Below are 24,231 nucleotides of genomic sequence, written 5' to 3' on the forward strand. Positions count from 1 at the left end.
ACGCCCCCGATCGTGTGTCCGCGGTCACACACCGCATCGCGCTGCGGCGGCCACTCTCCTACGCTCGTAGGCGAGGGCAGCCGCCCCGGCCCCTGCTTTCATGCCAGGCATCAGCCGACGAACGAGCACGCGGGAAAGGGAGCCACCATGCGCGTCGACCCGACAGACCCGGAGACCTTCGCGGACGAGAGCGACGCCGCCCAGATCGACGTCGAGGCGCCGGAAGCGGACGCCGCCGAGCAGTACACCGATCTCGCACCGCAGCGTGACGAACCGCTGACCGACCACGATCCGGACGAGGCGAACGAGGCGGATCTCGCCGAACAGGCCCGTGTCGTGGAGCTCAACGAAGACGAATACCGATGACCTGGGACGTTATGTCGGCTTCCGAACAGGGGGCCGGGCAGAAATTCTCGGCCTCGACCGCGCACAGCCGGGTTACCCAAAAGTACGATGGCGGGCGCGGTGCACCACCTTGTACGAGCCGCGTACGAAACCACTTCTGGGAGGCAGCGTGAGCGCCATCGAGCAGACCGAGGCGGCGCGCCCGCGGGGCACACGCCTGCCACGACGGGCCCGGCGCAATCAGCTTCTGGGCGCCGCCCAGGAAGTCTTTGTCGCGCAGGGCTACCACGCGGCCGCGATGGACGACATCGCCGAGCGGGCGGGCGTCAGCAAGCCCGTGCTCTACCAGCACTTCCCGGGCAAGCTGGACCTCTACCTCGCCCTGCTGGACCAGCACTGCGAGGCCCTGCTGCACTCGGTGCGTTCGGCGCTGGCGTCGACGAGCGACAACAAGCAGCGGGTCGCGGCGACGATGGACGCCTACTTCGCGTACGTGGAGGACCCGGGCGGCGCCTTCCGACTGGTGTTCGAGTCGGACCTCACCAACGAGCCGGCGGTCCGCGAGCGGGTGGACAAGGTGTCGCTGGAGTGCGCCGAGGCCATAAGCGCGGTGATCGCCGAGGACACCGGCCTGTCGCGGGACGAGTCGATGCTGCTCGCCGTCGGCCTGGGCGGTGTCTCCCAGGTGGTGGCGCGGTACTGGCTGTCCTCGGAGAGCAAGGTTCCGCGGGACACCGCGGTGCAGCTGCTGACCTCCCTCGCATGGAAGGGCATCGCCGGCTTCCCGCTGCACGGCAGCGACACGCACTGACCGTGTTCGCTGCGGGCGTGGGCCATGGCGTCCTGCGCATCCCCGGACCGGGCTAATGTGTGCTGCGTACGGCGCGGATGGCCGCGCATCCTCCCCAGCCCACGCTGGGGACACCCAGACCGTCGGAGGGACATAAGCCGTGGAGGTCAAGATCGGCGTGCAGCACGCACCCCGCGAGATCGTTCTTGAGAGCGGGCAGTCTGCCGAAGAGGTCGAGAGCGCGGTGTCCGACGCGCTGGGCGGCAAGTCACAGCTGCTGAGCCTGGTGGACGACCACGGTCGCAAGATCCTGGTCCCGGCGGACCGGCTGGCCTATGTCGAGATCGGCGAGCCGACCGCCCGCAAGGTCGGGTTCGGCGCGCTCTGAAGCAGGGGGCGCCCGATGCGGCGCCCGTAGGTGACAAGGGCGGCGGCCCGGAGATTCCACTCCGGGCCGCCGCCCTTTTCCCTGCCCGCTTCCCAGCTTTTCGCGGACTTTCCGCGGACTTTTCCGGCCGCTTGCGCGCGCCGGCCCGCCGCGTCGCCGCCGCCTTCTCCCGGGCCCCCGGCCGCCGCTTTTGCGCAGATCAGGCCGTTCGGGGCGGTCCGGCTGAGCTGATCAGGCAGGGCACCGCCGTCGAGAGGGTTGCTGCCGGTGCCCCCTGGGTACGACCGCCTACGACCGATTTGTTCAGCTGATCGGCATCGTCACGCGGGAGGGAAAAGCATGATCTGGGAAGCGCTCGGCGCCGTGCTCATCGGCTTCGCCATCGCCCTGTCCGCCACACGATGGCTGCCCGACCGTTTCCCCGCCGGCCCCCTCACGCTGGCGACCGGCCCGGTCGCGGCGCTGCTCGGCGCGCTGCTGACCCGCTCGATCCTCGGCCCGGGCCACCCCGTCCAGGTGATGGTGGCCGCGATCGCCGTCGGAGCGGCTCTGCTGTCGGTGCTGGCGCGCCCGCCGCGCCGGCGTCTTCGGCGGCCGGCCGCGCCACTGAAGGGGCACCGGACGGCCTGAACCGCCCGGCGCGCCCGCCGGCGTCAGGCCGCGAGGCCCAGCGCCGCCATCCGCTTGGTGTGCGCCTCGGTGATCCGCGAGAACATCCGGCCCACCTCGGCCAGGTCGAAGCCGTCGGCCACCCCGCCCACCAGCATCGTGGACAGCGCGTCGCGGTCCGCGACCACCCGCTGCGCCTGCGAGAGCGCCTCGCCCATCAGACGGCGCGCCCACAGCGCGAGGCGCCCGCCGACCCGCGGCTCGGCCTCGATGGCGGCGCGCACCTTCTCCACGGCGAACGTGGCATGCCCGGTGTCGTCCAGTACGGCCAGCACCAGGCCACGGGTGTCGGTGTCCAGCCGGGCCGCGACCTCGCGGTAGAAGTCACTGGCGATCGAGTCGCCGACATAGGCCTTGACCAGGCCCTCCAGCCAGTCGGACGGCGCGGTCTGGCGGTGGAACTCGTCCAGGGCGCCGGCGAACGGCTCCATGGCCTCGTTCGGCTCCGCCTCGATCTGCGCGAGCCGCTCCCGCAGCCGCTCGAAGTGGTGGAACTCGGCCGAGGCCATCTTGGCCAGCTCGGCCTTGTCGTCCATCGTCGGCGCGAGCTTGGCGTCCTCCGCCAGGCGCTCGAAGGCGGACAGCTCGCCGTAGGCGAGCGCGCCGAGCAGGTCGATCACGGCGGCCCGGTACTGCGGGTCGGCGGATGCCTGTGCCCAGTCCTGGGCGGCGATCCCGGTGTGTTCTTGCGCGTCAGCTGCGGCGTTGTCAGACGTTCCCATGACCGGCACAATAGCCCGCCCGGCCGCTCGGGGAAGGGCCTGGTCAGCCACTTCCGCCTCCCGTACGAACGACGGTAGGAGCCGGTGCCCCGGTGGCCGGGCGGGCCGTGATGTATTCCTCACTCATACAAGCCTTCGGATGAGCACGCCATATCCGGGGTACAGTGGTATTTGGACCTGCCGAGTATCGGTGGGTCGTTCCACGAAGCGGATGCCCGGTCGGTGGCCCGATCGGCTCCAAACCGACCGCCCTCTATTGCGGCGCGTAGCAGACATACGCACGGCAAGAGGGACACCGCTCGCGGCAGGAGTGCCTGAGCGTTGGCAGTGGTCCCGCCCCTTACCGGCCGCCCAGGCCGGCCCGTACGAACCCGTACGAAGGTGCGGTACGACCCCCTTCGCCGCCTCATGTCGCGTCTCACAGAAGAGGCAAGATTCTGTCTACATTTCGTGACCTCGGCATTTTCCCCGAGACGGCCGAGGCCCTGGAAGCCGTCGGCATCATTTCCCCCTTTCCCATCCAGGAGCTGACGCTCCCCGTCGCCCTCTCCGGCAACGACGTCATCGGCCAGGCCAAGACCGGCACCGGCAAGACCCTGGGATTCGGCCTGCCGCTCCTGGAGCGCACCACGGTCCCCGCCGATGTCGAGGCGGGCCGCGCGAAGCCCGAGCAGCTGACCGAGGCGCCGCAGGCCCTGGTGGTCGTGCCCACCCGCGAGCTGTGCCAGCAGGTCACCAACGACCTGCTCACCGCCGGCAAGGTGCGCAATGTCCGCGTCCTGGCGATCTACGGCGGCCGTGCCTACGAGCCCCAGGTCGAGGCGCTGAAGAAGGGCGTCGACGTCATCGTCGGCACGCCCGGCCGGCTGCTCGACCTCGCGGGCCAGAAGAAGCTCAACCTCTCCCAGGTCAAGAGCCTGGTCCTGGACGAGGCCGACGAGATGCTCGACCTGGGCTTCCTGCCCGACGTCGAGAAGATCATCCAGCTGCTCCCGGCCAAGCGCCAGACGATGCTGTTCTCCGCGACCATGCCCGGCCAGGTCATCTCCCTGGCCCGCCGCTACATGTCGCAGCCCACGCACATCCGCGCCACCGCGCCGGACGACGAGGGCCAGACCGTCCGCAACACCACCCAGCACATCTTCCGGGCCCACTCCATGGACAAGCCGGAGATGGTCGCCCGCATCCTGCAGGCCGAGGGCCGGGGCCTGGCGATGGTGTTCTGCCGCACGAAGCGGACCGCCGCCGACATCGCCGACCAGCTCGCGCGCCGCGGCTTCGCCTCCGGCGCGGTCCACGGCGACCTCGGCCAAGGCGCCCGTGAGCAGGCGCTGCGCGCCTTCCGCAACGGCAAGGTCGACGTCCTGGTCTGCACCGACGTCGCCGCCCGAGGCATCGACGTCGAGGGCGTCACGCACGTCATCAACTACCAGTCGCCCGAGGACGAGAAGACCTACCTGCACCGCATCGGCCGTACCGGCCGCGCGGGCGCCAAGGGCACCGCGGTCACCCTCGTCGACTGGGACGACATCCCGCGCTGGAAGCTGATCAACAAGGCGCTGGACCTGGCGTTCGACGAGCCGGAGGAGACCTACTCCACCTCGCCGCATCTGTACGAGCAGCTGAACATCCCCGCGGGCACCAAGGGCGTGCTGCCGCGCGCCGAGCGCACCCGGGCCGGGCTGGCGGCGGAAGAGGTCGAGGACCTGGGCGAGACCGGCGGCCGCGGCCGTGGGCCTCGCAAGGGCGCCGTCGTCGAGGAGGAGCGCCCCCAGCGCACCCGTACGCCGCGGCAGCGCCGCCGCACCCGTGGCGGCTCGACGCCGGACGGGGCGGCCTCCGCCGAGGCACCGTCCGCCGCGTCGCCCGCCGTCGTCGAGGGCACCGAGGGTGCGGAGGCCGCCGGGCCGCGTCAGCCGCGCCGGCGCCGCCGTACCCGCAACGGGCAGTCCTCCGGTGCGGCCGCCGTGGTGACGGCGCCGGCCGCCGAGGCCGCGAACGCCCCCGCTGAGGCTGCCGCCGTGGCGGCCGAGGCTCCGGCCGAGGCTCCGGCCGAGCCCGCCAAGCCGCGCCGTCGCCGTGCGCGGGTCGCCCGTCCTGAGGAGACCGGGACCTTCCAGACCGTCGAGACCGCCGCGAGCGCACTCACGGCCGCGGCCGCCGCCGCGGCGCCGGCCGTGGTGACGGAGACCGTCGCGGACGCCGCGGTGGAGGCTCCCGCCAAGCCGAAGCGGACCCGCAAGGCCGCCCCCAAGGCCGCCGAGGCCGTGGTCGACACGGCCGAGGCCGCCGTCGAGGCACCGGCAAAGCCCAAGCGCACCCGCAAGGCCGCCGCCAAGCCGGCCGCCGAGAGCGCCGTGGACACCGCCGAGGGCACCGAGGCCGCGCCGGCCAAGCCCAAGCGCACCCGGAAGACCGCGGCCGCCGCGAAGTCCACGGCGGACGCACCCGCCGCCGAGGACGCCCCGGCCAAGCCGAAGCGGACCCGCAAGGCGGCGGCGAAGCCGGCCGCGGAGGCGACGGACACCGCCGAGGCCAAGCCGGTGCGCCGCCGCACCCGCGCCAAGGCCCCCGCCGCGGAGGCGACGCCCGAGAGCTGAGCCTCCCCGGCACACGCCGGAACTCCGGCCCGACGACCCGGCCCCGCACTCCGCGGGTGCCGGGTCGTCGGCGTCCCGGGCCGGGTTTTGCCGTCCGGCCCGGATAACCTCAGCCCATGAGCAGGCCGCCCACCCTCACACTGCCCCCGTGCGCCCGTGCGTACCGACTCGACACCGAGCGCGGCGCGTTCGCCGTGCAGGACGCCCGGCCCGATGCCGCGCCGATCGGGACCGCCCTGCTGGTGCCCGGATTCACCGGCAGCAAGGAGGACTTCGTCGCCCTGCTGGCCCCGCTGGCCGCGGCCGGTTTCCGGGCGGTCGCCGTGGACGGGCGCGGGCAGCACGAGTCCCCCGGGCCGCGCGACGAACGGGCTTACGCGCAAAGGGAGTTGGCGCTCGATGTGCTGGCCCAGGCGCGGGCCCTGCGGGAGCCGGACAGCGGGCCGGTGCATCTGCTGGGGCACTCGCTGGGCGGGCTGGTCACCCGGGCCGCCGTGCTGCTCGACGCGGCCCCGTTCCGCTCGCTGACCGTGCTCAGCTCCGGGCCCGCCGCCATCGAGGCGTCCCAGCAGGCCCGGGTACGGATGCTGATCGAGGCGCTCGGCACGTTCGACATGGAGGGCGTCTGGCGGGCGATGCGCGAGCTGGACCCGCCGGAGGCGGCGGACGCGGCGACGCCGCCGGAGATCGGCGCGTTCCTGCACCGTCGTTGGCTGAACACCGTCCCCGAGCAGCTGATCGCGACCGGCCGTCAGATGCTGGAGGAGCCCGACCGGGTGGCGGAGCTGGCCCGTACGGGGCTCGCCGTCCATGTCGTCTCCGGCGCCGTCGACTACGCCTGGCCGGTGCCGTCGATGGATGCGATGGCCGAGCGGCTGTCCGCCCGGCGCACCGTCATCGAGGGCGCCGAGCACTCCCCCAACGCCGAACGGCCGGAGAAGACCGCCGAGGCGCTCGCCGGGTTCTGGAGCGGCGTGGGCTGAGCGCCGTCCGGCCGCAGTGGCGCGCGGGCCCGGCGGCGCGCGGACGCGCAGGGCCGTGTGGGCCGAGCGGACGGTGTCGCCAGGACAGCGCCGGGCGGTTCGGCGAGCATCGAGGGAGGCGGGCCCTCACCGGCGCCCGGCCGGCACCGCTTCGTACGAAGGGCCCGACCATGACCGAGAACCCGTCGACTCACCCGGCCGGCGCCGAGGACGGCCCCCACGGCATCGCCCTCACCCGGACCTTCGCCGCCCGCCGGGAGCTGGTCTTCGAAGCCTGGACGACGCCCGAGCACTTCGCGTACTGGTTCGGCGGGGAGCTGGAGGTGCCGGTCGACCGGATGTCGATGGACCCCCGGCCGGGCGGGGTCTGGAGTCTGGTCATGCGCACCCCGGACGGCGGCGAGCTGCCGTTCTCCGGTGTCTACCGCGAGGTGGCCGCCCCGGAACGGCTGGAGTTCACCGTCAGGGACGCGGCCGCTCCCGGGGGCAGCGAGGGCGAGATCGTCCGGGTCACCCTGACCGAGACCGGCGACGGTACGCAGATGGCCTTCCGCCAGCTCGGCGGCAACCTCACCTCGGAGCAGTACCGCCAGGCGGAGGCGGGCTGGGCGGGCTTCTTCGACCGCCTCACGGAGCTGCTGGCGAGGGCCTGAGCCCGCCGGACGGTACGGGCGGCCCGAGCGTCTGTGCGCCGCGAACCGGCCGCGCGCCCCTGCGCTCGCGTCCCAGGGGGCGGACCGGGGGCGGACTGGAGGCGAAAACCCTAGTACTGCCCCTGGACGTGGTCCCAGAACCCGTCGCGCAGGACGCGCCGCAGGTCGGCATGGCTGCGCAGGGAGTGCCGCAGCAGCGCCTCCGCGGCGGTCAGGAGTTCCTGGTCGACGGCTCCGGGCAGATACGGATGGCCCGGCAGCAGGCCCGCCACCCACTCGCGGCCGCGTTCCGCGAGCCACTGCGCGGCGACCTGCGCGCCGACGAAGCGGACCTCCTCACGGCTGGGCGGTGGCCCCTCGCCCGCCGTCTGGTCGCTGTATTCGACGCCGACCCGCCGGGTGACGTACGGCTTGCAGAACTCCATGTCGAAGGTGCGCGCGCTGTCGACCTCCCACAGCAGCGGTTCGGCCTGGTTGCGGCCGCCCTGGGCCTCGATGCCCCACAGATGCACCCGCGCGCCATAGCCCTGCGCCGCCTCCACCGCGGAGACCAGGTCCTCGTCGCCGCCGATGAGCACCGCATCGGTGATCGCGCGGTGCCGGGCCAGCGACTCCAGGTCCGAACGGATCAGGGAGTCGACGCCCTTTTGCTGGTTGTTGGCGTTGAGGTTGCCGAGCCTGACCTTCACATCGGGCAGCTCGGCGATCCGCTGCTGCTCCTGGGTGTGGATCCGCCGGCGGGCGCCGTCGTACCAGTAGACGCGCAGCAGCCGGCTGTCCGGGAAGATCATCCGGGCCTTGTCGATGAAGGCCTCGATGATCCCTTCCGCGTCGAGATCGAAGGCCTTGCGGTCTTCCGTGCCGGTGACCAGCCGTCCCGCCGCGGCGTAGACATAGCCCGCGTCCACGAAGGCCGCATGGGTGGACGGGGTGGTGGCGACCTCGGCGAGCACGCGGGTGAGCAGCTCGTTGGTGCGCTCGATCCCGGCGGCGAGCGCGGTGAGGTCGGTGGGGCCCGTGGGCCGGACGTCGTTCATACCGGCCCCATTGTCCGGGCGGTCGCTGCGCAGGCACAACTGCGCTCGGGCTGCGTATTTAGACCGTCGAAATTTTTCTTTAGCGTAGGGAATGATTGCACTGGGCAGGTCGTTGTACCCGTACAGAGCGCCCGGCAGCGACGCCGGGCGGCTCGTACACCCAGAAGTTCTCCGCAGGAGGATCAGACGAAGGGAGAAGCCGTATGCGCTTCGAGATCATGCGCCTGGACGATGTCGACGGCACCGCCGTGGACAGCACCGTCGTGGACGCCGCCTCCGTCAACCGGATCGTGCAGCAGGCCGCCGCAATAGGCCAGCGCATCTACATCCGCCCGGCCGGCACCGCCGTCCGCTAACACCCGCCCCGCCGCCCGGCGCGACGCGACAGCACCCGCCGGCCGAGCACGGCCGCACCGCATGAGCGCCCCCGTACGAACACGTCGTACGGGGGCGCTGCGCTGTCCGGGTCCTGCCCGGGTCCGGGCGGGCCTCAGGCCCCCTGGATCACCTGCAGCACGCCGTTGATGATCTGCTGCACCGCGAGGGCGGAGAGCATCATGCCCGCCAGCCGGGTCACCAGGACCACTCCGCCGTCCTTGATCACGCGGATGATCACCAGCGAGAACCGCATCACCAGGTAGAGCACCACATGGATCGCCGCGATCGCCGTCCAGACGGAGAGCTGGGCGGCGAAGCCGTGCGCGTGCTGCACCGCGAGGATCACCGACACGATCGCGCCGGGCCCGGCCAGCAGCGGCATGCCCAGCGGCACCAGCGCCACATTGACGTCCTTGGTCTGGGTCGGCTCCTCCGACTTCCCGGTCAGCAGATCCAGCGCGACCAGCAGGAGCAGCAGCCCACCCGCGATCATCAGCGCGGGCGTCGAGATGTGCAGCCGCCCCAGGATCTGCCGGCCGAAGAGGCCGAAGACGGCGATGACGCAGAAGGCGACGGTGGCCGCCTGCCAGGCCATCCGGCGCTGCACCTTGGCGGGCCGGCCGGAGGTCAGGCCCAGGAAGATCGGGGTGATCCCCGGCGGATCCATGATCACGAAGAGGGTGACGAAGAGCGTACTGAAGACAGCGATGTCGAACACGGTGAAGGCCTTGCGAGAGGTGGTACGGGACGGACGCTCACGGGCGGCGCGCGGGAGCGGACCCGTGTGAGGAGGCAGGAACGGAGGGGGGAGAGGGCGGGCGGCGGCGGACGCACGGCGGTACCCGCACCGCTCGGACGGCGCCGGGCAGGTGTCGGTGAAGGTCCGGGGGAACGGGGCGCGCGCCGCAGCCGGCGGCCGCGGTGGGCTCAGCCGCCCGTGCCGGGAACGGGGAAGGCGCCGGTCGCGCGGCGGACGATCTCGCCGTAGACCTCGGGGTCGGTGGTGTATTCGCCCAGCCGGCAGGTCTTGCGGCTGCCGTGGTAGTCGCTGGAGCCGCAGGCCAGCAGGCCGAGGTCGGCGGAGAGGCCGCGCAGCCGCGCGCGGGTCGGCGCGTCGTGGTCCATGTGGTCGACCTCGATGCCGTCGAGGCCGGCCGCGGCGAGTTCGGCGATCGCGCTCTCCGGTACGCAGGAGCCGCGCTTGACGGCCAGCGGATGCGCGAAGACGGTGACCCCGCCGGCGGCCTTGACCAGCCGGATCGCGTCGAACGGGTCGAGCTCGTGCTTCTGCACGTACGCCCTGCCGTCGTTCGCGAGCCACTCGGAGGTGAAGGCGTCCGAGACGGAGCCGACCACGCCCAGGTCGACGAGGGCGGTGGCGATGTGCGGCCGTCCCACGGCGCCGTCGCCGGCGATCCGGGCGACCTGCTCCCAGGTGACCGGCACACCGAGCTCACGCAGCTTGGCGACCATGCCCTGGGCCCGCGGCACCCGGTCGTCCCGCACCAGCTCCCGCTCGCCGGCGAGTTCCGGCTCCTCGGGATCGAAGAGGTAGGCGAGCATGTGGAGGCTCACGCCGTCGAGCCGGCAGGAGAGTTCGGCGCCGGTGACCAGCGTCAGCCCCGCGGGCAGCGCGGCCCGCGCCTCGGCGTGGCCGCCGACGGTGTCGTGGTCGGTCAGCGCGACGACGTCCAGACCCGCGGCCGCGGCGTTCCGCACCAGCTCCGCGGGGGTGTCCGTACCGTCGGACGCCGTGGAGTGGGTGTGCAGATCGATGCGCACGACGCGGACTCCAGACTCCTGCGGGACGGATACGGGACGGGGCCCGGCAGGCGCGCCGGGGGGAGGTACACCGTAGGGGGACCTCAGAAGGATACCGGGCGGCCGGTGGCGCCCGAGGCCCGCCGGACGGTGAGCGACGCCACCCCGGCTGCTCGCCCCGGCCGCTCCCCCGGCCTCCCGCGACCGGCCCTCAGCCCAGGATGCGCGGGGAGATGGCCCCGCACGGCAGCAGGTCCACCTCGGCACCCGCCTCGCGCAGATCCGTCAGTACCAGCTCGTCGTACAGCAGCAGCCCCGACTGCTCCGGCCAGGCGATCGCCCAGAGCCACAGCCCGCGCGCCTCGCCCGCGAAGACCGCACGGTCCGGGGGCGCACCGTCGACGTGCCACAGCGCGGTCGGGCGTCCGGCGGCGAGCACCTTGGCGTGCGGCGGTTTGTCCACGCACATGTGGGAGCCGGGGTCGGGGCCGTCGATGCCGGCGTAGCGCGCGCCGAGGCCGACGCCCAGCTCCTCGGCGATCAGCAGCAGTTCGCCCGGTCCGCCGAGCGGCCCGGGGCCCGTGCAGGCCACCGCGGTCGCGCGGCCGCCGCTGCGGTCGTCCCCGGCGCAGGCCACGCCGGTGAACAGCCAGCCGACCGGCAGCGGCCAGGGCATCCATACGGGCACCTGTGCGCGGTGCACGACGACGCCGAGCGCCTCGACGCTCGGCGGGACGACGGGCTGGAGTGGGTGCACGGTGCCGTGCAGCGCGCACTGCCAGGTGTCGGAGAAGAGACCGGGCGCCCTTACCCGGCCTCCGCACTTCGGGCAACTGGGTTCGCCCCTCATAGGCATCCACGGTCCTCCAGCCCCGCCGCCGCGTCAAGGACGATCACCCGACCGGTGTGCCCCGAATCACGTACGCCGCAGCGCAATTGGCCGCTTTCCGTGGCCTGCGGGCGCCGGCCGAGGAAGTAGTTGCTACTTGCACTCTTTAGCTTGTCTAACGCTGGTCGGGGCGGTGCTCGGCGACATGAAGTGGCGCTACCCGTTCTTCGGCACTGCCGCCCTGATGACCATCGGCTTCCTCGCCATCACGGCCTTCCTCGAGGAGCAGCCCCGGCCCGCCCGGCAGGCCACCGCCCCTCATCGAGCCGCTTCGCCGCACCCCGGCCGCATCTCGCTCCTCGACCCGGTCAAGGCGCTCGGCCACGGGGCCCTGGCCTCCGTCGCCGCCTCCGCGTTCTTCTACAACTACGCGTTCTTCACGGTGCTGGCCTTCACCCCGTTCGTGCTCGACATGTCGCCGTACACATCCGGCGCTGTCTTCTTCGCCTGGGGTGTGCTGCTCGCGGTGTTCTCGGTGCTCGTGGCGCCCCGGCTGCAGCACCGCCTCGGCTCGCTGAAGGTGCTGGGCGGCTCACTGCTGCTGCTCGCCGCCGACCTGCTCGTACTGGGCTACGGCGACCACACCACCGCCGTCGTCTGCACGGTCCTCTCCGGTGCCTTCATCGGCCTGAACAACACCGTCTTCACCGAACTGGCCCTGGGCGTCTCGGACGCGCCGCGCCCGGTGGCGAGCGCCGGCTACAACTTCGTGCGGTGGTTCGCGGCGGCGGCCGCACCGTTCCTCGCGCCCAAGATCGAGGAGTGGACCGACAGCCACCTGCCCTTCGTGGTCGCGGCCGCCGCCGCGGTGACCGGCGCCGGCATCGTCGCCGTCCGGCGCCGCGCGCTGACCACCGGGGCCGAGGTGCCGCAGCCGCGGCCCGCCAGGGAGGACGGGGTCGCGGCCTTCGCCGACTGAAGCGGCCGGGCGCGGCGCGCACGCCCCTCGGCCCGCCCGCGCACCGAAACTGACGCCCCGTCCGCCCCCTCTCCGGAGGGCGGACGGGACGTGCGCCGTCGTACTGCCGCGCGGCTCAGTCGAGCGGTACGCCCGTACGCAGCGGGTCACGCAGATCCGTACCGTGCTCCAGCCACCGCTTCTCCAGGGCCTCGGCCCCGTGCACCCGCTTCCAGGCCGCCTCGTTGGGCGTCATCGGCAGCAGCGGCAGGAAGCGGACCGGCTCCCTCGGCTCATCGAGTTCGAGATCCTCGACCAGCCCCCCGGGCGAGGCGACCAGGACCGAGGTGAAAGCCGCCCCCGGCCACAGCGGCTCCCCCACGTCCAGCGAGGCCCCGGGGGCCACGACCACCCCTTCGACCTGCGGCGACGCGGCGAGTACGGCGAGCGGCCGGAGCACCTTGTCGCTCTCCACCCGGCCGGCGCGTACGGACAGCAGGAGTTCGGCACGCGGGCCGCGCAGCGGATCGGCCAGCACCGCGGTGGGATCGGCCATGGGCTGCGCGGACATCCCGAGCGTGGCGTAACGCACCACCCCGTTGTCCACGAAGCGGAGGACCTCGATACGGTCGGTGCCGAGGAACGTGACGGCAGCGCGCGCGTCCGGCTCGCCCAGGGTCGTCCGCAACCGGGCCTCGACCAGCTCAAGAACGTCAGACATGCCGTGAGCATAGGCCGGGCCCTTCGCCCGGCCATCACCGCTCCACGAGCGGCTCCACAGCGCCCCCGTTCTTCGTATCGAACGGGCAAAGCGGCGCCGTAACACTTCAGGCGGCTGATAGCCTTGCCGTCTGGTCAGGGAATGACGTCGTCCCCCAACGGGGACCGGCCGGAGGAGGTGGGGCTGCGGTGGATCCGAGTCGACCGTGCAGTACCGATAGTTCTCCTGTCATCCCCTACGCGCAGCGAATCTCCTGATCCGAGAGCTTCCGTACCCCGCCGCTCAGCGGCGAAACCAGGGAAGCACCTTTGCGCCGGATGTAGATGACGGAAGAGCGCCTTCGACTCTTTGTTCCGTGTTTTCTGCGAACTGCCGTCAGTGCCCTCGCACGAGCGCCGCCCGCTTTGCGGACGTACAGCCGATGACGCCTCGTACGTCCACGTTCCGGGCAGCGTTGCGCCCCGCGCTCGCAGCTGACGGCCGGCCCGTGAAGGAGCCTGCCATGTCGATGATCCGTGACCTGCGTGCCGCCGTACGTCCCTCCCGGCGCCGCGACGTCCCCCCGTACGGCTATGAGAAGTCCGCCCCGGCCTGCCCGAACAGCGCCATCGTCGACTGCGGTGTGTACCGCGAGGGGCGCCGGGTGAGCGACCACGTCAGCCCGGCCGAGGCGATGGCCCGTGTGCGGTCCGAGGGCGGTTTCGCCTGGATCGGGCTGCACGAGCCCACCGAGGCCGAATTCGCCGGTATCGCCCAGGAGTTCGGGCTGCACCCGCTCGCCGTCGAGGACGCCGTGCACGCGCACCAGCGGCCCAAGCTGGAGCGCTACGACGAGACCCTGTTCACCGTCTTCAAGACGGTCCACTACGTCGAGCACACCGAGCTGACCGCCACCAGCGAGGTGGTGGAGACCGGCGAGGTGATGTGCTTCACCGGCCGGGACTTCATCGTGACCGTGCGGCACGGCGGCCAGGGCTCGCTGCGCGCGCTGCGCCACCGGCTGCAGGACGACCCGGAGCTGCTGGCCAAGGGGCCGTCCGCGGTGCTGCACGCCATCGCCGACCAGGTCGTCGACGGCTACATGGCGGTGGCCGGCGCGGTCCAGGACGACATCGACGAGGTGGAGATCGACGTCTTCAGCTCGGGCACCAACGGCAAGGGCAACGGCGGCAAGGGCTCCCCCAAGGGCGGCGACGCCGGGCGGATCTACCAACTCAAGCGTGAGGTACTGGAGTTCAAGCGCGCGGTGTCGCCGCTGCTGCGGCCGATGCAGCTGCTGAGCGAGCGCCCCATGCGGCTGGTCGACTCCGACATCCAGAAGTACTTCCGGGACGTCGCCGACCACCTGGCGCGGGTCAACGAGCAGGTGCTGTCCTTCGACGATCTGCTCAACTCCATCCTGCAGGCCAACCTCGCGCAGGCGGCCGTCGCGCAGAACGAGGACATGCGCAAGATCACGGCCTGGGCGGCGATCTTCGCCGTCCCCACGATGATCGCCGGGATCTACGGCATGAACTTCGACTACATGCCCGAGCTTCACTGGAAGTTCGGCTATCCGGCGATGATGCTGACGACCGTGGCGATCTGCTTCGGCATCCACCGCGGGTTCAAGCGCAACGGGTGGCTGTGACGCGGACCCCGCGACGTCCGGGGCCGCCGCATCTCAGCGCCCGGGCGGCCCCGGCCCGCCCCGGACGGGGCCATTAGGCTGGTCCGTATGACGGAGACCGTGTCGCAGGCCCTGCAGGATCGGGCGCTCATCGAAGAGGCCACGAAGAAGTCCGGCCTCATCTGGGTGCGGGGGAACGCCGGCCCGGCGCGGGCGCTGTGGCATCTGTGGCACGACGGGGCCGCCTGCCTCGTCGGGGACGGGTCCGGCGAACAGCCGCTGGCCGACCTCGGGCTCACCGACGGCGGGACGGCGACGGTCACCGTGCGCAGCAAGGACAAGGGCGGCCGGCTGATCGCCTGGCAGGCCAGGGTCGTCGAGCCCGCCCCGGAGAGCGAGGCCTGGCGGGCCGCCGTCGACGAGCTGAAGGGCAAGCGCCTCAACGCGCCGGATGCCGACACCCTCACGGAGCGCTGGGCGCGCGAGTGCCGGGTGCTGCGGCTGGAGCCGACCGGGGAGACGACGCAGCGCCCCGGCCGGATGCCGGACGACGCGCAGGCCGCGCCGCCGCTGGCGACCTCCGCGATCACCCGGCGTCCCGCGCCGGCGGCGCTGCCGAAGCTGCTGCGGCGGGGGCGCAAGGGCTGAGGCCCGGGCGAGGCCGTAACGGGCTGAGCCGGATTGGTGTACTCGCAGGCCGGAGCGCACTCACTCGGTGGCGCCAGCGCCGTGGCCAGGACGGCAACGACAAAGCCCTGGTTTCATGGCCGGCTGATGACAGATTGGCTCTCGCTCGGAGTTTCGAGTGAGAGCCAACGGCTACCCTCCACGCCCTGTCGAGGAGATCCCTATTCGTCACCGTGACGTGAATTGGATGGAACCTGGCTGCCGGCGGCAGCAGCTCTGCGATGCTGGCGGTCGATCGAGAGGGGCCGCAGCGATGCAGTGGAAGATCCACGGGGAACGTCCGATCTACGAGAACCAGTGGGTCAACCTGTGGTTGACCGATGTGGAGCAGCCGGATGGGCGCCGGTGGGAGTACCACGTCGTCAAGCTCCGGCACCTGGCCGTGGCCGCTGTGATCAACGAACGGCAAGAGATCCTCATGATGTGGCGACACCGCTTCATCACGGACTCGTGGGCCTGGGAGCTGCCCATGGGCCTCGTCGAGGACGGGGAGAGCCCCGCCGACGCCGCCGCGCGTGAGGTTCTGGAGGAGACGGGCTGGCGGCCCGGCCCGGTCAAGCCGCTCATCTACGCCGAGCCGGCCAACGGCATCACCGACTCCCAGCACCATGTCTTCCGGGCCGACGGAGCGACGTACGAAGGACCACCGACCGAGAAGAACGAGTCGGATCGGATCGAGTGGATCCCGCTGGCCGACGTACGGGGCATGATCGACCGGCGCGAGATCGTCAGCAGCGGTTCCCTCGTCGGTCTGTTGTACGTGCTCATGGACGAGGCGATCCGCTGACCTGATGGGGCAGCACTTCCCTGAGCCGGGCCTCGAACGCCACGGGGGCTGGTTCCTGACGGAAGGGCTCCAGCTGCTCGCAGAACTCCCGAAGGTGGCCGGCGACTCGATGCGAGCTGACGGCCGCCGCTGGGGCCAGAGCCTCCATCGCCGTATGGCACGCCTCGTCGAGTTTGCCGCGCTGGAGCTGGGTACGGGCGAGCCAGAAGGCATGGAAGGCACGGCCTCGGTGGTTCGTCCGGTGCTTCTCAGCGCTTGCCGGAGATCTTGGATCCGTAGTCCACGACCTGGCCCTTGTCCGGGGCCTTGAGGTCCACGTTCCGGCCCCAGTCGGCCAGCCGGACGACCCCCGCGCCGCCGGCCCGGCGCAGCCGCAGCGGATAGGGCGTGCCCTCCAGCGAGACGTCCAGGGTGCCGCCGGAGCCCGCGCCTGCGGACACCCGGATGGTGCGGACCCCGTCGATGTCGCTGCGGTCACCGGTCGTCAGCTTGCCGTGCAGCCCGAGCAGGCCGGCCAGCAGGGTGTCCTTGTCGGTGAAGCCGCTGAAGCGCTGGTAGACCGGGTCGCCGGCGGGCACCTTGACGTATTTGCCGTCGAGCTTGTCCGCCGCCTGGTTGGGCCTGCCCGAGCCGCCGCTCTTCTCGCCGGCCCAGAAGGCCGCGTTCGCCTTCAGATAGAGCGCATCGCCGACCCGCAGCAGCTGGAAGGCGGCCGCCTTCGTGGTCAGCTCCCCCTTGGCGCCGTCCTTCGCCAGGCTCATGTCGAGCTTGTAGGTGCGGCCCTGGCTGACGACATTGCCGGAGAGGTGCACGGTGTCGGCGCGCTGGGCCGCGGCCCGCGCCTTGGATTCGATCTTCGCGGCGGGCAGCTTCCCCACCCCGTTGGTGCCGGCGTCCGGATCTTCCCCGCCGCAGCCCGTCAGCGCCACGGCCAGTACCGCGCAGGCCGCCCCCACCAGCGCGGCCCGTCCCGTACGACGGGATCCGGCCAGGGGTCGGGGGCCGGCGCCCGGGGGAATTGCGCTCACGTCGGCTCTGCCTCCTGATGCGGGTGACCTCGACAGCAGTACGGCAGCGTACCTGGGCCGCGCACGGTCGTCGGCGGGGTGCGTGGCGGTCACCCTACGGCCTCCTCCACCGGGGCGGCACAGGCCGGGGCGCGTTAGCCTGAACCCGACTTGATGCCGTATTTCGGGGCTGAACGGGAGAAAGGGCGGCACTCTGCATGGCAGTGGTGACTCCCCGGGTCTTCGTCTCCCACCTCGCCGGCATCGCCGTCTTCGACCCCAACGGCGACCAGGTCGGCCGGCTGCGGGACCTCGTCGCGCTGCTCCGGGTCGGCGACCGCCCGCCGCGGGTGCTCGGGGTGGTCGTCGAGGTGATCAGCAGGCGCCGGATCTTCGTGCCCATGACGCGGGTGACCGGAGTGGAGTCCGGCCAGATCATCATCACCGGCGTGGTCAACATGCGGCGCTTCGAGCAGCGGGCGTCCGAGACGCTGGTGCTCGGCGAGCTGCTCGACCGGCGGGTGCGGCTGGTGGACACCGCGGAGGAGGCCACCGTCCTCGACATCGGCATCACCCAGCTGCCCGCCCGCCGCGACTGGGAGATCGACAAGGTCTTCGTGCGGAAGGGCAAGGGCGGGGCACTGCGCCGCAAGGGCGAGGTGCTGACCGTGGAGTGGTCGGCGGTGACCGGCTTCTCGCTGGAGGAGCACGGACAGGGCGCGGAGAGCCTGCTGGCCACCTTCGAACAGCTGCGGCCCGCCGACCTCGCCGGTGTACTGCACCACCTCTCCGCCAAGCGCCGAGCCGAGGTCGCCGCGGCGCTCGACGACGACCGGCTCGCCGACGTCCTGGAGGAGCTGCCGGAGGACGACCAGGTCGAGATCATCGGCAAGCTGAAGGACGAGCGGGCCGCCGACGTCCTGGAGGCGATGGACCCGGACGACGCCGCCGACCTGCTCTCCGAGCTGCCGGAGGAGGAGAAGGAACGGCTGCTGGCGCTGATGCGGCCGGAGGAGGCCGCGGACGTGCGGCGGCTGATGTCGTACGAGGAACGGACCGCGGGCGGGCTGATGACCACCGAGCCGATCGTGCTGCGCCCGGACGCGACGGTCGCGGACGCGCTGGCCCGGGTGCGCGACCCGGACCTCTCGCCCGCGCTGGCCGCCCAGGTCTATGTCTGCCGGCCGCCGGACGAGACGCCCACCGGCAAGTACCTGGGCCTGGTGCACTTCCAACGGCTGCTGCGCGACCCACCGTTCACCCTCGTCAGCTCGATCGCCGACACCGATCTGCCGGCCCTGCCGCCGGACACCCCGCTGCCGGAGGTGACCAGCTATCTGGCCGCGTACAACATGGTCGCCGCCCCGGTCGTGGACGAGAGCGGGGCGCTGCTGGGCGCCGTCACCGTCGACGACGTACTGGACCATCTGCTGCCGGACGACTGGCGGGAGGACGGGCTGCACGGCCCGGCCGCGGCCGGTCTGAACGGTGACCGGCCGGTCGGGGAGGGTACCGATGGGCGCTGAGGAGCGGGAGAGCGCCAGGGAGCGGTCGCGGGCGAACGGGGCCTCGGCGGTGCGCCGGGGCGCCGCGGACCGGCCCCGGGTGCGCCTCGACCAGCCGCGGGCGCCGCGCCGTACGTTCCTGCCGGAGTACGACCCGGAGGCGTTCGGGCGGCTCTCGGAGAAGATCGCCCGCTTCCTGGGGACCGGCCGGTTCATCGTCTGGATGACCTTCACCATCATCCTGTGGGTCATCTGGAACACCACGGCACCCAGCGGCCTGAGGTTCGATCAGTACCCGTTCATCTTCCTGACGCTGGCGCTGTCCCTGCAGGCCTCGTACGCCGCGCCGCTGATCCTGCTGGCGCAGAACCGCCAGGACGACCGCGACCGGGTCACCCACGAGCAGGACCGCAAGCAGAACGAGCGGTCCATCGCCGATACGGAGTACCTGACCCGCGAGATCGCGGCCCTGCGGCTCGGCCTGGGCGAGGTCGCCACCCGCGACTGGATCCGCTCCGAGCTCCAGGACATGCTGAGGGATCTGGAGCCGCGGCGGCCGGCCGGCGCGGAGAGTGATGAACGCGACCGCTGACGGGCTTTCCGGAGGCACCCTCACGCGCCGTACCATCGGGACATGGCTACCCACACGCCCGAAGGCGCCACCCCGAGCGAGGACGCGATCCGCGAAGCGCTCGCGACGGTGAACGACCCCGAGATCCACCGCCCCATCACCGAGCTGGGGATGGTCAAATCGGTGGACATCGCGGCGGACGGCGCGGTGGCGGTCGTGGTCTACCTCACGGTCTCCGGCTGTCCGATGCGCGAGACGATCACCAACAGCGTGCGGGAGGCCGTCGAGCGGGTCGAGGGCGTCACCTCCGTCGCCGTTGAGCTGGACGTGATGAGCGACGAGCAGCGCAAGGAGCTGGCGACGTCGCTGCGCGGCGGCACCGCCGAGCGCGAGGTGCCGTTCGCCCAGCCCGGTTCGCTGACCCGGGTCTACGCCGTCGCCTCCGGCAAGGGCGGCGTCGGCAAGTCGTCGGTGACCGTCAACCTCGCCGCGGCGATGGCGGCCGACGGTCTGAAGGTCGGTGTCGTGGACGCCGACATCTACGGCCACTCCGTGCCCCGCATGCTCGGTGCCGACGGCAAGCCCACCCAGGTCGAGAACATGATCATGCCGCCGTCGGCGCACGGCGTGAAGGTCATCTCGATCGGCATGTTCACCCCCGGCAACGCCCCCGTCGTCTGGCGCGGCCCGATGCTGCACCGCGCGCTGCAGCAGTTCCTCGCCGATGTCTACTGGGGCGACCTGGACGTGCTGCTGCTGGACCTGCCCCCGGGCACCGGCGACATCGCGATCTCGGTGGCGCAGCTGGTGCCGAACGCCGAGATCCTGGTGGTCACCACCCCGCAGCAGGCCGCCGCCGAGGTCGCCGAGCGGGCCGGTTCGATCGCCGTGCAGACCCACCAGAAGATCGTCGGCGTGGTCGAGAACATGTCCGGGCTGCCCTGCCCGCACTGCGACGAGATGGTCGACGTCTTCGGCACCGGCGGCGGCGAGCGGGTCGCCGAGGGCCTGACGAAGACGACCGGGACCCAGGTGCCGGTGCTCGGCGCCATCCCGATCGACGTCCGGCTGCGCGAGGGCGGCGACGAGGGCAAGCCGGTCGTGCTGACCGACCCCGACTCCCCCGCCGGCTCGGCGATCCGCACGATCGCGGGCAAGCTGGGCGGCCGGCAGCGGGGTCTGCAGGGCATGTCGCTCGGCATCACCCCGCGCAACAAGTTCTGAGACCGCGACCGGTTCCCCGGCGGCCCCGGCCCGTCGGGGACGCCGGCTCCCGGATGACGTACGAAGGGGCGGACCCGTGCGGGTCCGCCCCTTCGTGCGTGGCCGTCCGGCCTCGTCCGCGGTGGCCGTTCAGCCCTCGTACGCGGCGAGGTCCTTGATCACCGAGAAGCCCAGGCCGTACGCGCTCATCCCGCGCCCGTAGGCACCGAGGTGCACGCCCTCGCCCTCCGGCCCCTCGCTCGCCGAGCCGGCCAGGACCCAGCCGTACTCGGACTCGCGGTAGGCGAACGACGTTGGCTCGCCGTCCACCGGCAGCATCAGCTCGCTCCAGCTGCCGCCGCCCAGGTCGTCGGCCAGCTCCCAGGCGAGCATCGTCTGCTGGTCCAGCCAGTCCTGGCGCAGCGTCCGGTCCATCTGGGTGGGCCAGGTCTGCGCGAGCAGCCCCGACCCGGCGAGCCAGGCGGCCGTCGAGACCGAGGTCGCCTCCAGTACACCGGTGCCGTCGGCACTGCGCCGCACGGGGCGGCTGGCGACCGTCACCACGACCGCGAACCGCTCGTCCTGCGGCGGTTCCACCTTGATGGTGGGCTCCTCGCCGTGACCGGTGGCGCCGTGCTCGACGGTGCCGTCCGCGGCGGCGCCGACCTGCATCAGCCAGCGCGGACCGGTGAACGCCTCGTCGAGGCCGTACCACGGGAACGCGGCCAGCAGATAGCCGTCGACCTTCCGGCCGGCCTCCGCGGACACCTGTTGTGCCGCCGTCCGACTCGTCGTCTCCATCTGCGCGGAGCCTCCTTGTTGCCCTGCGTCGTGGGCGGCCCGCCCCCCTCAGGCGACCGAACCCCGGACACCCGGAGCATAGCCATAGGCGTCAACACAGCCGGTCATACCGGTGTGTGTCAGGTGGCGTCGGCGTCGAACGGCGGACGCTCGTCCGGCTGAGGGCTCCCGGTCTTCTTCACCAGGTCGGGGCGGCCTGCGGAGGCGGCCGGGGACTCCTTGGACAGGCTGGGACCTGCGCCGTTCGAGGGCGTGGCGGAAGAGGCGCCGTCGTGGCCGTGGACGGCGTCGGTGACCTCGGCCATCTCCTTCTTCAGGTCGAAGCCGTTGCGGATCTCCTGGAGGTCCTTGAGGCCGTACTCGTCCTTCTCCAGGACGTGCTTGCGCACGAAGTTCTTGGGCTTGAGGTCCTCGAACTCGAAGTCCTTGAAGTCCGGTCCCAGCTCGCTGCGGATGTCTTCCTTGGCGCTGTCGGAGAACGCCCGGACCTTGCGGATGAAGGACATGACGTCCTGGATGACCTTGGGCAGCTTGTCCGGGCCGAAGACGAGCACCGCAAGGATCACGAGCGCCACCAGCTCGAGGGGTCCTATGTCGAAGAACACCTAGCAGCTCCTTGGGTAATCCGCGGCCTTCGTCGGCCTATGGGCCAGGCCGCCTATCACGGTACCTGGCCCCGTACGTCGGGCGGGAGTCACCCGTGCCAACACCATGCAAACGATCAGTCCGTGCTGGAGGAACCCAGGCTGAGCCGTACGGACCGGTCCTTGCCGCCCCGCAGGAGGGTGAGCGCCAGCGTGTCGCCGGGCCGGTGGCTGCGGATCTTGACGATCAGCTCCTCGCCGCTGTGCACCGGGGCACCGTCCACCTTGGTGATCACATCGCCGGCCTTGATCCCGGCCTTGGCGGCGGGGCCGTCCGGGGCGACCGGGGGCTTGCCGCTCTTGCTGTGCTCGCCGACCCGCGCCCCGTCGCCGGCGTACTCCATCTCCAGGGTCACGCCGATCACCGGATGGGTCGCCCGGCCGGTGTTGATCAGCTCCTCGGCCACCCGCTTGCCCTGGTTGACCGGTATGGCGAAGCCCAGCCCTATGCTGCCGCCCTGGCTGCCGCCGCCCAGGCCGCTGCCGCTGTCGGCCGCGCGGATGGCGCTGTTGATGCCGATCACCCGCGCCCTGGCGTCCACCAGCGGGCCACCGGAGTTGCCGGGGTTGATGGGCGCATCGGTCTGCAGCGCGTCCACGTACGAGACATCGCTGCCGTCGCCCTTCTCGCCGCCCGCGGTGATCGGGCGCTGCTTGGCGCTGATGATCCCGGAGGTGACGGTGTTGGCGAGGTCGAAGGGGGCGCCGATCGCCACCACCGGGTCGCCGACCTGGACGGAGTCGGAGTTGCCGAGCGTGAGCGGCCGCAGGCCCGTGACGCCCTCCACCTGGATGACGGCGAGGTCGTAGCCGCCGTCCTGGCCGACGACCTTGGCCTTGGCCGTCTGGCCGCCGCTGAAGGTCACCGAGATCTCGCCACCGCTGCCGGCCGGCTGGACGACGTGGTTGTTGGTGAGGATGTGCCCCTGGCGGTCGAGGACGAAGCCGGTGCCGGTGCCCTGCTCGGCGCTGCCCCGCACATGGATCGTGACCACTCCGGGCAGCGCCCGCTGCGCGATCCCGGCCACGCTGTCGGGCCTGCGGCCCCCTCCGTCATCGGCGGACTGCGGCAGCCTGATGTCGTGGATCCCGCCGTAGCGCTCGACGTACGCGCCGATGCCGCCGCCGATGCCGCCCGCGAGCAGCGCCAGCGCCACCGCGCCGGCGACCAGCGGCCCGCGCCGCCGGCGCCGGTCGTGCGGCGACGCGGCGAGGGGCCCGCCCGGCAGCGGCGCGCTCCAGGGGTCGTACTGCTGCCAGGCGCCGTGCGGGGCGGGGTGCGGTCCCTGGGCGCCGGCCGGACCGTGGTCGCCGGGCAGGCCGGCGAAGGGCTGCGGCGGGGCCGGGTAGGGACCGGCCGCGGCTGCCGGGCGGGGGCCGCCGTCGCCGGGGTGGGGGACGAAGGGGCCGTCCGGACCGTCCTGGGCCGCCCCGTCGGGGCCGGCGGACGGCCCGGGGACGGAGTCCAGGGGGGTGGCCTGCGGGGCGGTGGGGTGCGCGGACGTGGCCTGCGGGGCGGTGGCGTGCAGGGCGGTGGTCTGCGCGGCGTCGGGCCGGGGTGCGTCGGCGCGGGAGGGGGCGTCCGGGGCCGAAGGGGGCTGCGGGGAGCCGGACTTCTGCAGGTCCGGACGGGGGGAGGCGGCAGGCCCGTCGGCCGGGCGGGGGTGCGCGGCATCGGCCGTCCCGGCCGGGTACGGCTGCTCGCCGGGGTGCGCGAACGGCGCGGGGGCCTCCCCGGTCGCCGTCGGCGGAGCGGGCGGTGGGCTCGGGTGGCCCGTGGCCGGCATGGCGGACCGCGGGGCGGCCGGGGCCCCGTACGGGGGCAGCGGCCCGGCGGCCGGAGGGAGGGGGGTGCCGTGCGCGGGGGTCGCCACCGGCCGCTGTACGGGCGGCGCGGGCGCCCACGGCCCGGGACCGCCGTACGGAGGGGTGCCGTAGGGGTCCTCGGCGTGCAACGGCTGCTGCCGCTGCGGCGCCGCGCTCGATGTCCCGGATACGGGAGCGGCCGTCCTCGGGGGCACGGCCGCCTCGGCCGGCCGCTCGTCCGGTGCGCCGGAGAGCGCCTCGCCCCGTGCGTCGGGCCGTTCCTCGCCCCGCGCGCCACCGGCCACCCGGCCGAGCGTCATGGTCGACGGGGTCGGGCGCGCGCCGCTCGTCGCGGCGCCCGGGGCCCCGGGGCCCTCCCGGTGCGAACCGTCAGCGGCCGCCGCCTCGCGCGGCACCGCCAACTCATCAACCGCGCCGTCCACTTCGTGCGGCCCGGTGCTCGCGGACGACTCCGGAGGCAGCTCCGGCCCGGCGTCGGTGCGCGGCTCCGGGGGACGCACGAGCCAGTCCTCCGACCCCTGCGCCGCAAAGGCATCGGAGGCATCGGAGGCGTCGGATGCGTCGGCCCGTGCGCCGTCCGCCGTAGCGTCGGCGGGCGGCGTCGCCTGCGGACCGGCCTCGGCGGACGGTTCCGTGCGCGGGGTGCCTCCCGGGCGGCTCCACCACTTCAGCTTCGGCCCGGCGGCCTTACCGTCGTCCATGCTCTCCCCAGAATTCGCCCACGGCCGTGCGCGGGCCACCACCACCTCGCGGCAC

General features: G+C 72.6%; 24 protein-coding genes and 2 pseudogenes. 15 read left to right on the top strand and 11 right to left on the bottom strand.

All coding sequences use genetic code 11. The annotated features are described in order from the left end of the window. The first annotated feature begins 147 nt into the window (after window positions 1–147). The 4 genes from Scani_RS04975 (at window position 148) to Scani_RS04990 (ending at window position 2,153) form a co-directional block, all read left to right on the top strand. Window positions 148–366 carry an Rv3202a family protein gene (locus Scani_RS04975; RefSeq protein WP_159470378.1) on the top strand — a complete coding sequence of 73 codons (219 nt, stop codon included), beginning with the start codon at window positions 148–150 and terminating at the stop codon, window positions 364–366. A 148-nt stretch (window positions 367–514) separates the two neighbouring features. Beyond that, a complete protein-coding gene (locus tag Scani_RS04980; protein ID WP_159470380.1) occupies window positions 515–1,156 on the top strand; it encodes a TetR/AcrR family transcriptional regulator in 642 nt (213 codons plus the stop codon). A 139-nt stretch (window positions 1,157–1,295) separates the two neighbouring features. Then, complete coding sequence (locus Scani_RS04985) at window positions 1,296–1,523, top strand: DUF3107 domain-containing protein (protein WP_159470382.1); 228 nt, start codon at window positions 1,296–1,298, stop codon at window positions 1,521–1,523. Window positions 1,524–1,862: 339 nt separating this feature from the next. Further along, window positions 1,863–2,153, top strand: a complete 291-nt coding sequence (locus Scani_RS04990; RefSeq protein ID WP_159470384.1) for a hypothetical protein — start codon at window positions 1,863–1,865, stop codon at window positions 2,151–2,153. Between the two features lie 23 nt (window positions 2,154–2,176). Here Scani_RS04990 and Scani_RS04995 read toward each other — a convergent pair whose 3' ends face one another. Further along, window positions 2,177–2,914: a ferritin-like fold-containing protein gene (locus Scani_RS04995; protein WP_159470386.1), complete on the bottom strand. Its 738-nt coding sequence runs from the start codon at window positions 2,912–2,914 to the stop codon at window positions 2,177–2,179. Between the two features lie 437 nt (window positions 2,915–3,351). On the opposite strand from Scani_RS04995, the gene Scani_RS05000 reads away from it, so the two are divergent. The 3 genes from Scani_RS05000 to Scani_RS05010 all read left to right on the top strand — a co-directional run bounded on the left by Scani_RS05000 (window position 3,352) and on the right by Scani_RS05010 (window position 7,150). Beyond that, window positions 3,352–5,514: a DEAD/DEAH box helicase gene (locus Scani_RS05000; protein WP_246295589.1), complete on the top strand. Its 2,163-nt coding sequence runs from the start codon at window positions 3,352–3,354 to the stop codon at window positions 5,512–5,514. Window positions 5,515–5,630: 116 nt separating this feature from the next. Continuing rightward, the gene (locus tag Scani_RS05005; RefSeq protein ID WP_159470388.1) at window positions 5,631–6,497 is read left to right on the top strand and encodes an alpha/beta fold hydrolase; all 867 of its coding nucleotides are present in this window, start codon (window positions 5,631–5,633) and stop codon (window positions 6,495–6,497) included. Window positions 6,498–6,667: 170 nt separating this feature from the next. Continuing rightward, window positions 6,668–7,150: an SRPBCC family protein gene (locus tag Scani_RS05010; protein WP_159470390.1), complete on the top strand. Its 483-nt coding sequence runs from the start codon at window positions 6,668–6,670 to the stop codon at window positions 7,148–7,150. A 110-nt stretch (window positions 7,151–7,260) separates the two neighbouring features. Here Scani_RS05010 and Scani_RS05015 read toward each other — a convergent pair whose 3' ends face one another. Beyond that, window positions 7,261–8,187: an NYN domain-containing protein gene (locus tag Scani_RS05015; RefSeq protein WP_159470392.1), complete on the bottom strand. Its 927-nt coding sequence runs from the start codon at window positions 8,185–8,187 to the stop codon at window positions 7,261–7,263. A 203-nt stretch (window positions 8,188–8,390) separates the two neighbouring features. Between Scani_RS05015 and Scani_RS39875 the strand changes: the two genes are divergently transcribed. Continuing rightward, the gene (locus Scani_RS39875; protein WP_167538026.1) at window positions 8,391–8,543 is read left to right on the top strand and encodes a DUF8834 family protein; all 153 of its coding nucleotides are present in this window, start codon (window positions 8,391–8,393) and stop codon (window positions 8,541–8,543) included. 134 nt (window positions 8,544–8,677) lie between these two features. Here the strand turns inward: Scani_RS39875 and Scani_RS05020 are convergent, their stop codons facing one another. The 3 genes from Scani_RS05020 to Scani_RS05030 form a co-directional block, all read right to left on the bottom strand. After that, on the bottom strand, window positions 8,678–9,283 hold the full coding sequence (locus Scani_RS05020; protein WP_129294305.1) for a MarC family protein: 606 nt from the start codon (window positions 9,281–9,283) through the stop codon (window positions 8,678–8,680). A 209-nt stretch (window positions 9,284–9,492) separates the two neighbouring features. Continuing rightward, window positions 9,493–10,347, bottom strand: coding sequence for a PHP domain-containing protein (locus Scani_RS05025; RefSeq protein WP_159470395.1), 855 nt, complete (start codon window positions 10,345–10,347; stop codon window positions 9,493–9,495). 190 nt (window positions 10,348–10,537) lie between these two features. Then, entirely contained in the window at window positions 10,538–11,176 is a 639-nt protein-coding gene (locus tag Scani_RS05030; protein ID WP_159470397.1) for a DUF6758 family protein, read from the bottom strand. 145 nt (window positions 11,177–11,321) lie between these two features. Here Scani_RS05030 and Scani_RS05035 point away from each other — a divergent pair. Continuing rightward, window positions 11,322–12,134 (top strand): annotated as a pseudogene (locus tag Scani_RS05035) (MFS transporter); the annotation flags it as partial. A gap of 115 nt (window positions 12,135–12,249) precedes the next feature. Here the strand turns inward: Scani_RS05035 and Scani_RS05040 are convergent. Continuing rightward, entirely contained in the window at window positions 12,250–12,834 is a 585-nt protein-coding gene (locus Scani_RS05040; protein WP_159470399.1) for a suppressor of fused domain protein, read from the bottom strand. Window positions 12,835–13,336: 502 nt separating this feature from the next. Here Scani_RS05040 and Scani_RS05045 point away from each other — a divergent pair. The 3 genes from Scani_RS05045 (at window position 13,337) to Scani_RS05055 (ending at window position 15,917) form a co-directional block, all read left to right on the top strand. Continuing rightward, window positions 13,337–14,464 (top strand): magnesium and cobalt transport protein CorA, encoded by a 1,128-nt coding sequence (locus tag Scani_RS05045; protein ID WP_159470401.1) that lies wholly within the window; start codon window positions 13,337–13,339, stop codon window positions 14,462–14,464. 87 nt (window positions 14,465–14,551) lie between these two features. Next, entirely contained in the window at window positions 14,552–15,091 is a 540-nt protein-coding gene (locus Scani_RS05050; protein WP_159470403.1) for a hypothetical protein, read from the top strand. A gap of 292 nt (window positions 15,092–15,383) precedes the next feature. Further along, the gene (locus Scani_RS05055; protein WP_159470405.1) at window positions 15,384–15,917 is read left to right on the top strand and encodes an NUDIX hydrolase; all 534 of its coding nucleotides are present in this window, start codon (window positions 15,384–15,386) and stop codon (window positions 15,915–15,917) included. On the opposite strand, the pseudogene Scani_RS40625 reads toward Scani_RS05055, so the two are convergent. Both Scani_RS40625 and Scani_RS05065 read right to left on the bottom strand, forming a co-directional pair. Next, window positions 15,895–16,158, bottom strand: a pseudogene (locus Scani_RS40625) (hypothetical protein); the annotation flags it as partial. The gene Scani_RS05055 and the pseudogene Scani_RS40625 sit on opposite strands and share 23 nt — an antisense overlap. A 7-nt stretch (window positions 16,159–16,165) precedes the next feature. Continuing rightward, window positions 16,166–16,945, bottom strand: coding sequence for a hypothetical protein (locus Scani_RS05065; protein ID WP_159470407.1), 780 nt, complete (start codon window positions 16,943–16,945; stop codon window positions 16,166–16,168). 197 nt (window positions 16,946–17,142) lie between these two features. On the opposite strand from Scani_RS05065, the gene Scani_RS05070 reads away from it, so the two are divergent. The 3 genes from Scani_RS05070 to Scani_RS05080 are packed head-to-tail and all read left to right on the top strand — an operon-like array spanning window position 17,143 to window position 20,224. Then, window positions 17,143–18,450, top strand: a complete 1,308-nt coding sequence (locus Scani_RS05070; RefSeq protein WP_159470418.1) for a magnesium transporter MgtE N-terminal domain-containing protein — start codon at window positions 17,143–17,145, stop codon at window positions 18,448–18,450. Further along, window positions 18,440–19,021, top strand: a complete 582-nt coding sequence (locus tag Scani_RS05075) for a DUF1003 domain-containing protein (protein WP_159470420.1) — start codon at window positions 18,440–18,442, stop codon at window positions 19,019–19,021. Before Scani_RS05070 ends, Scani_RS05075 begins: the two co-directional genes overlap by 11 nt. A gap of 42 nt (window positions 19,022–19,063) precedes the next feature. Then, window positions 19,064–20,224, top strand: coding sequence for an Mrp/NBP35 family ATP-binding protein (locus Scani_RS05080; RefSeq protein WP_159470422.1), 1,161 nt, complete (start codon window positions 19,064–19,066; stop codon window positions 20,222–20,224). A gap of 129 nt (window positions 20,225–20,353) precedes the next feature. On the opposite strand, the gene Scani_RS05085 is transcribed toward Scani_RS05080, so the two are convergent. The 3 genes from Scani_RS05085 to Scani_RS05095 all read right to left on the bottom strand — a co-directional run bounded on the left by Scani_RS05085 (window position 20,354) and on the right by Scani_RS05095 (window position 24,176). After that, the gene (locus Scani_RS05085) at window positions 20,354–21,004 is read right to left on the bottom strand and encodes a hypothetical protein (RefSeq protein WP_159470424.1); all 651 of its coding nucleotides are present in this window, start codon (window positions 21,002–21,004) and stop codon (window positions 20,354–20,356) included. A gap of 119 nt (window positions 21,005–21,123) precedes the next feature. Then, the gene (locus tag Scani_RS05090; RefSeq protein WP_159470426.1) at window positions 21,124–21,609 is read right to left on the bottom strand and encodes a sec-independent translocase; all 486 of its coding nucleotides are present in this window, start codon (window positions 21,607–21,609) and stop codon (window positions 21,124–21,126) included. 116 nt (window positions 21,610–21,725) lie between these two features. Then, a complete protein-coding gene (locus tag Scani_RS05095; protein WP_371872308.1) occupies window positions 21,726–24,176 on the bottom strand; it encodes a S1C family serine protease in 2,451 nt (816 codons plus the stop codon). Window positions 24,177–24,231 lie beyond the last annotated feature (55 nt).

It is taken from the genome of Streptomyces caniferus, assembly GCF_009811555.1.
Lineage (GTDB): Bacteria > Actinomycetota > Actinomycetes > Streptomycetales > Streptomycetaceae > Streptomyces > Streptomyces caniferus.

Bases quoted from the DNA above. Each gene is read 5' to 3' on its own strand.
- Scani_RS39875 (WP_167538026.1), top strand. From the start codon at position 8,391: ATGCGCTTCGAGATCATGCGCCTGGACGATGTCGACGGCACCGCCGTG.
- Scani_RS05030 (WP_159470397.1), bottom strand. From the start codon at position 11,176: ATGAGGGGCGAACCCAGTTGCCCGAAGTGCGGAGGCCGGGTAAGGGCG.
- Scani_RS04975 (WP_159470378.1), top strand. From the start codon at position 148: ATGCGCGTCGACCCGACAGACCCGGAGACCTTCGCGGACGAGAGCGAC.
- Scani_RS05055 (WP_159470405.1), top strand. From the start codon at position 15,384: ATGCAGTGGAAGATCCACGGGGAACGTCCGATCTACGAGAACCAGTGG.
- Scani_RS05050 (WP_159470403.1), top strand. From the start codon at position 14,552: ATGACGGAGACCGTGTCGCAGGCCCTGCAGGATCGGGCGCTCATCGAA.
- Scani_RS04995 (WP_159470386.1), bottom strand. From the start codon at position 2,914: ATGGGAACGTCTGACAACGCCGCAGCTGACGCGCAAGAACACACCGGG.
- Scani_RS04990 (WP_159470384.1), top strand. From the start codon at position 1,863: ATGATCTGGGAAGCGCTCGGCGCCGTGCTCATCGGCTTCGCCATCGCC.
- Scani_RS05085 (WP_159470424.1), bottom strand. From the start codon at position 21,004: ATGGAGACGACGAGTCGGACGGCGGCACAACAGGTGTCCGCGGAGGCC.
- Scani_RS05040 (WP_159470399.1), bottom strand. From the start codon at position 12,834: ATGTCTGACGTTCTTGAGCTGGTCGAGGCCCGGTTGCGGACGACCCTG.
- Scani_RS05075 (WP_159470420.1), top strand. From the start codon at position 18,440: ATGGGCGCTGAGGAGCGGGAGAGCGCCAGGGAGCGGTCGCGGGCGAAC.
- Scani_RS05045 (WP_159470401.1), top strand. From the start codon at position 13,337: ATGTCGATGATCCGTGACCTGCGTGCCGCCGTACGTCCCTCCCGGCGC.
- Scani_RS05080 (WP_159470422.1), top strand. From the start codon at position 19,064: ATGGCTACCCACACGCCCGAAGGCGCCACCCCGAGCGAGGACGCGATC.
- Scani_RS05070 (WP_159470418.1), top strand. From the start codon at position 17,143: ATGGCAGTGGTGACTCCCCGGGTCTTCGTCTCCCACCTCGCCGGCATC.
- Scani_RS05010 (WP_159470390.1), top strand. From the start codon at position 6,668: ATGACCGAGAACCCGTCGACTCACCCGGCCGGCGCCGAGGACGGCCCC.
- Scani_RS05015 (WP_159470392.1), bottom strand. From the start codon at position 8,187: ATGAACGACGTCCGGCCCACGGGCCCCACCGACCTCACCGCGCTCGCC.
- Scani_RS05005 (WP_159470388.1), top strand. From the start codon at position 5,631: ATGAGCAGGCCGCCCACCCTCACACTGCCCCCGTGCGCCCGTGCGTAC.
- Scani_RS05095 (WP_371872308.1), bottom strand. From the start codon at position 24,176: ATGGACGACGGTAAGGCCGCCGGGCCGAAGCTGAAGTGGTGGAGCCGC.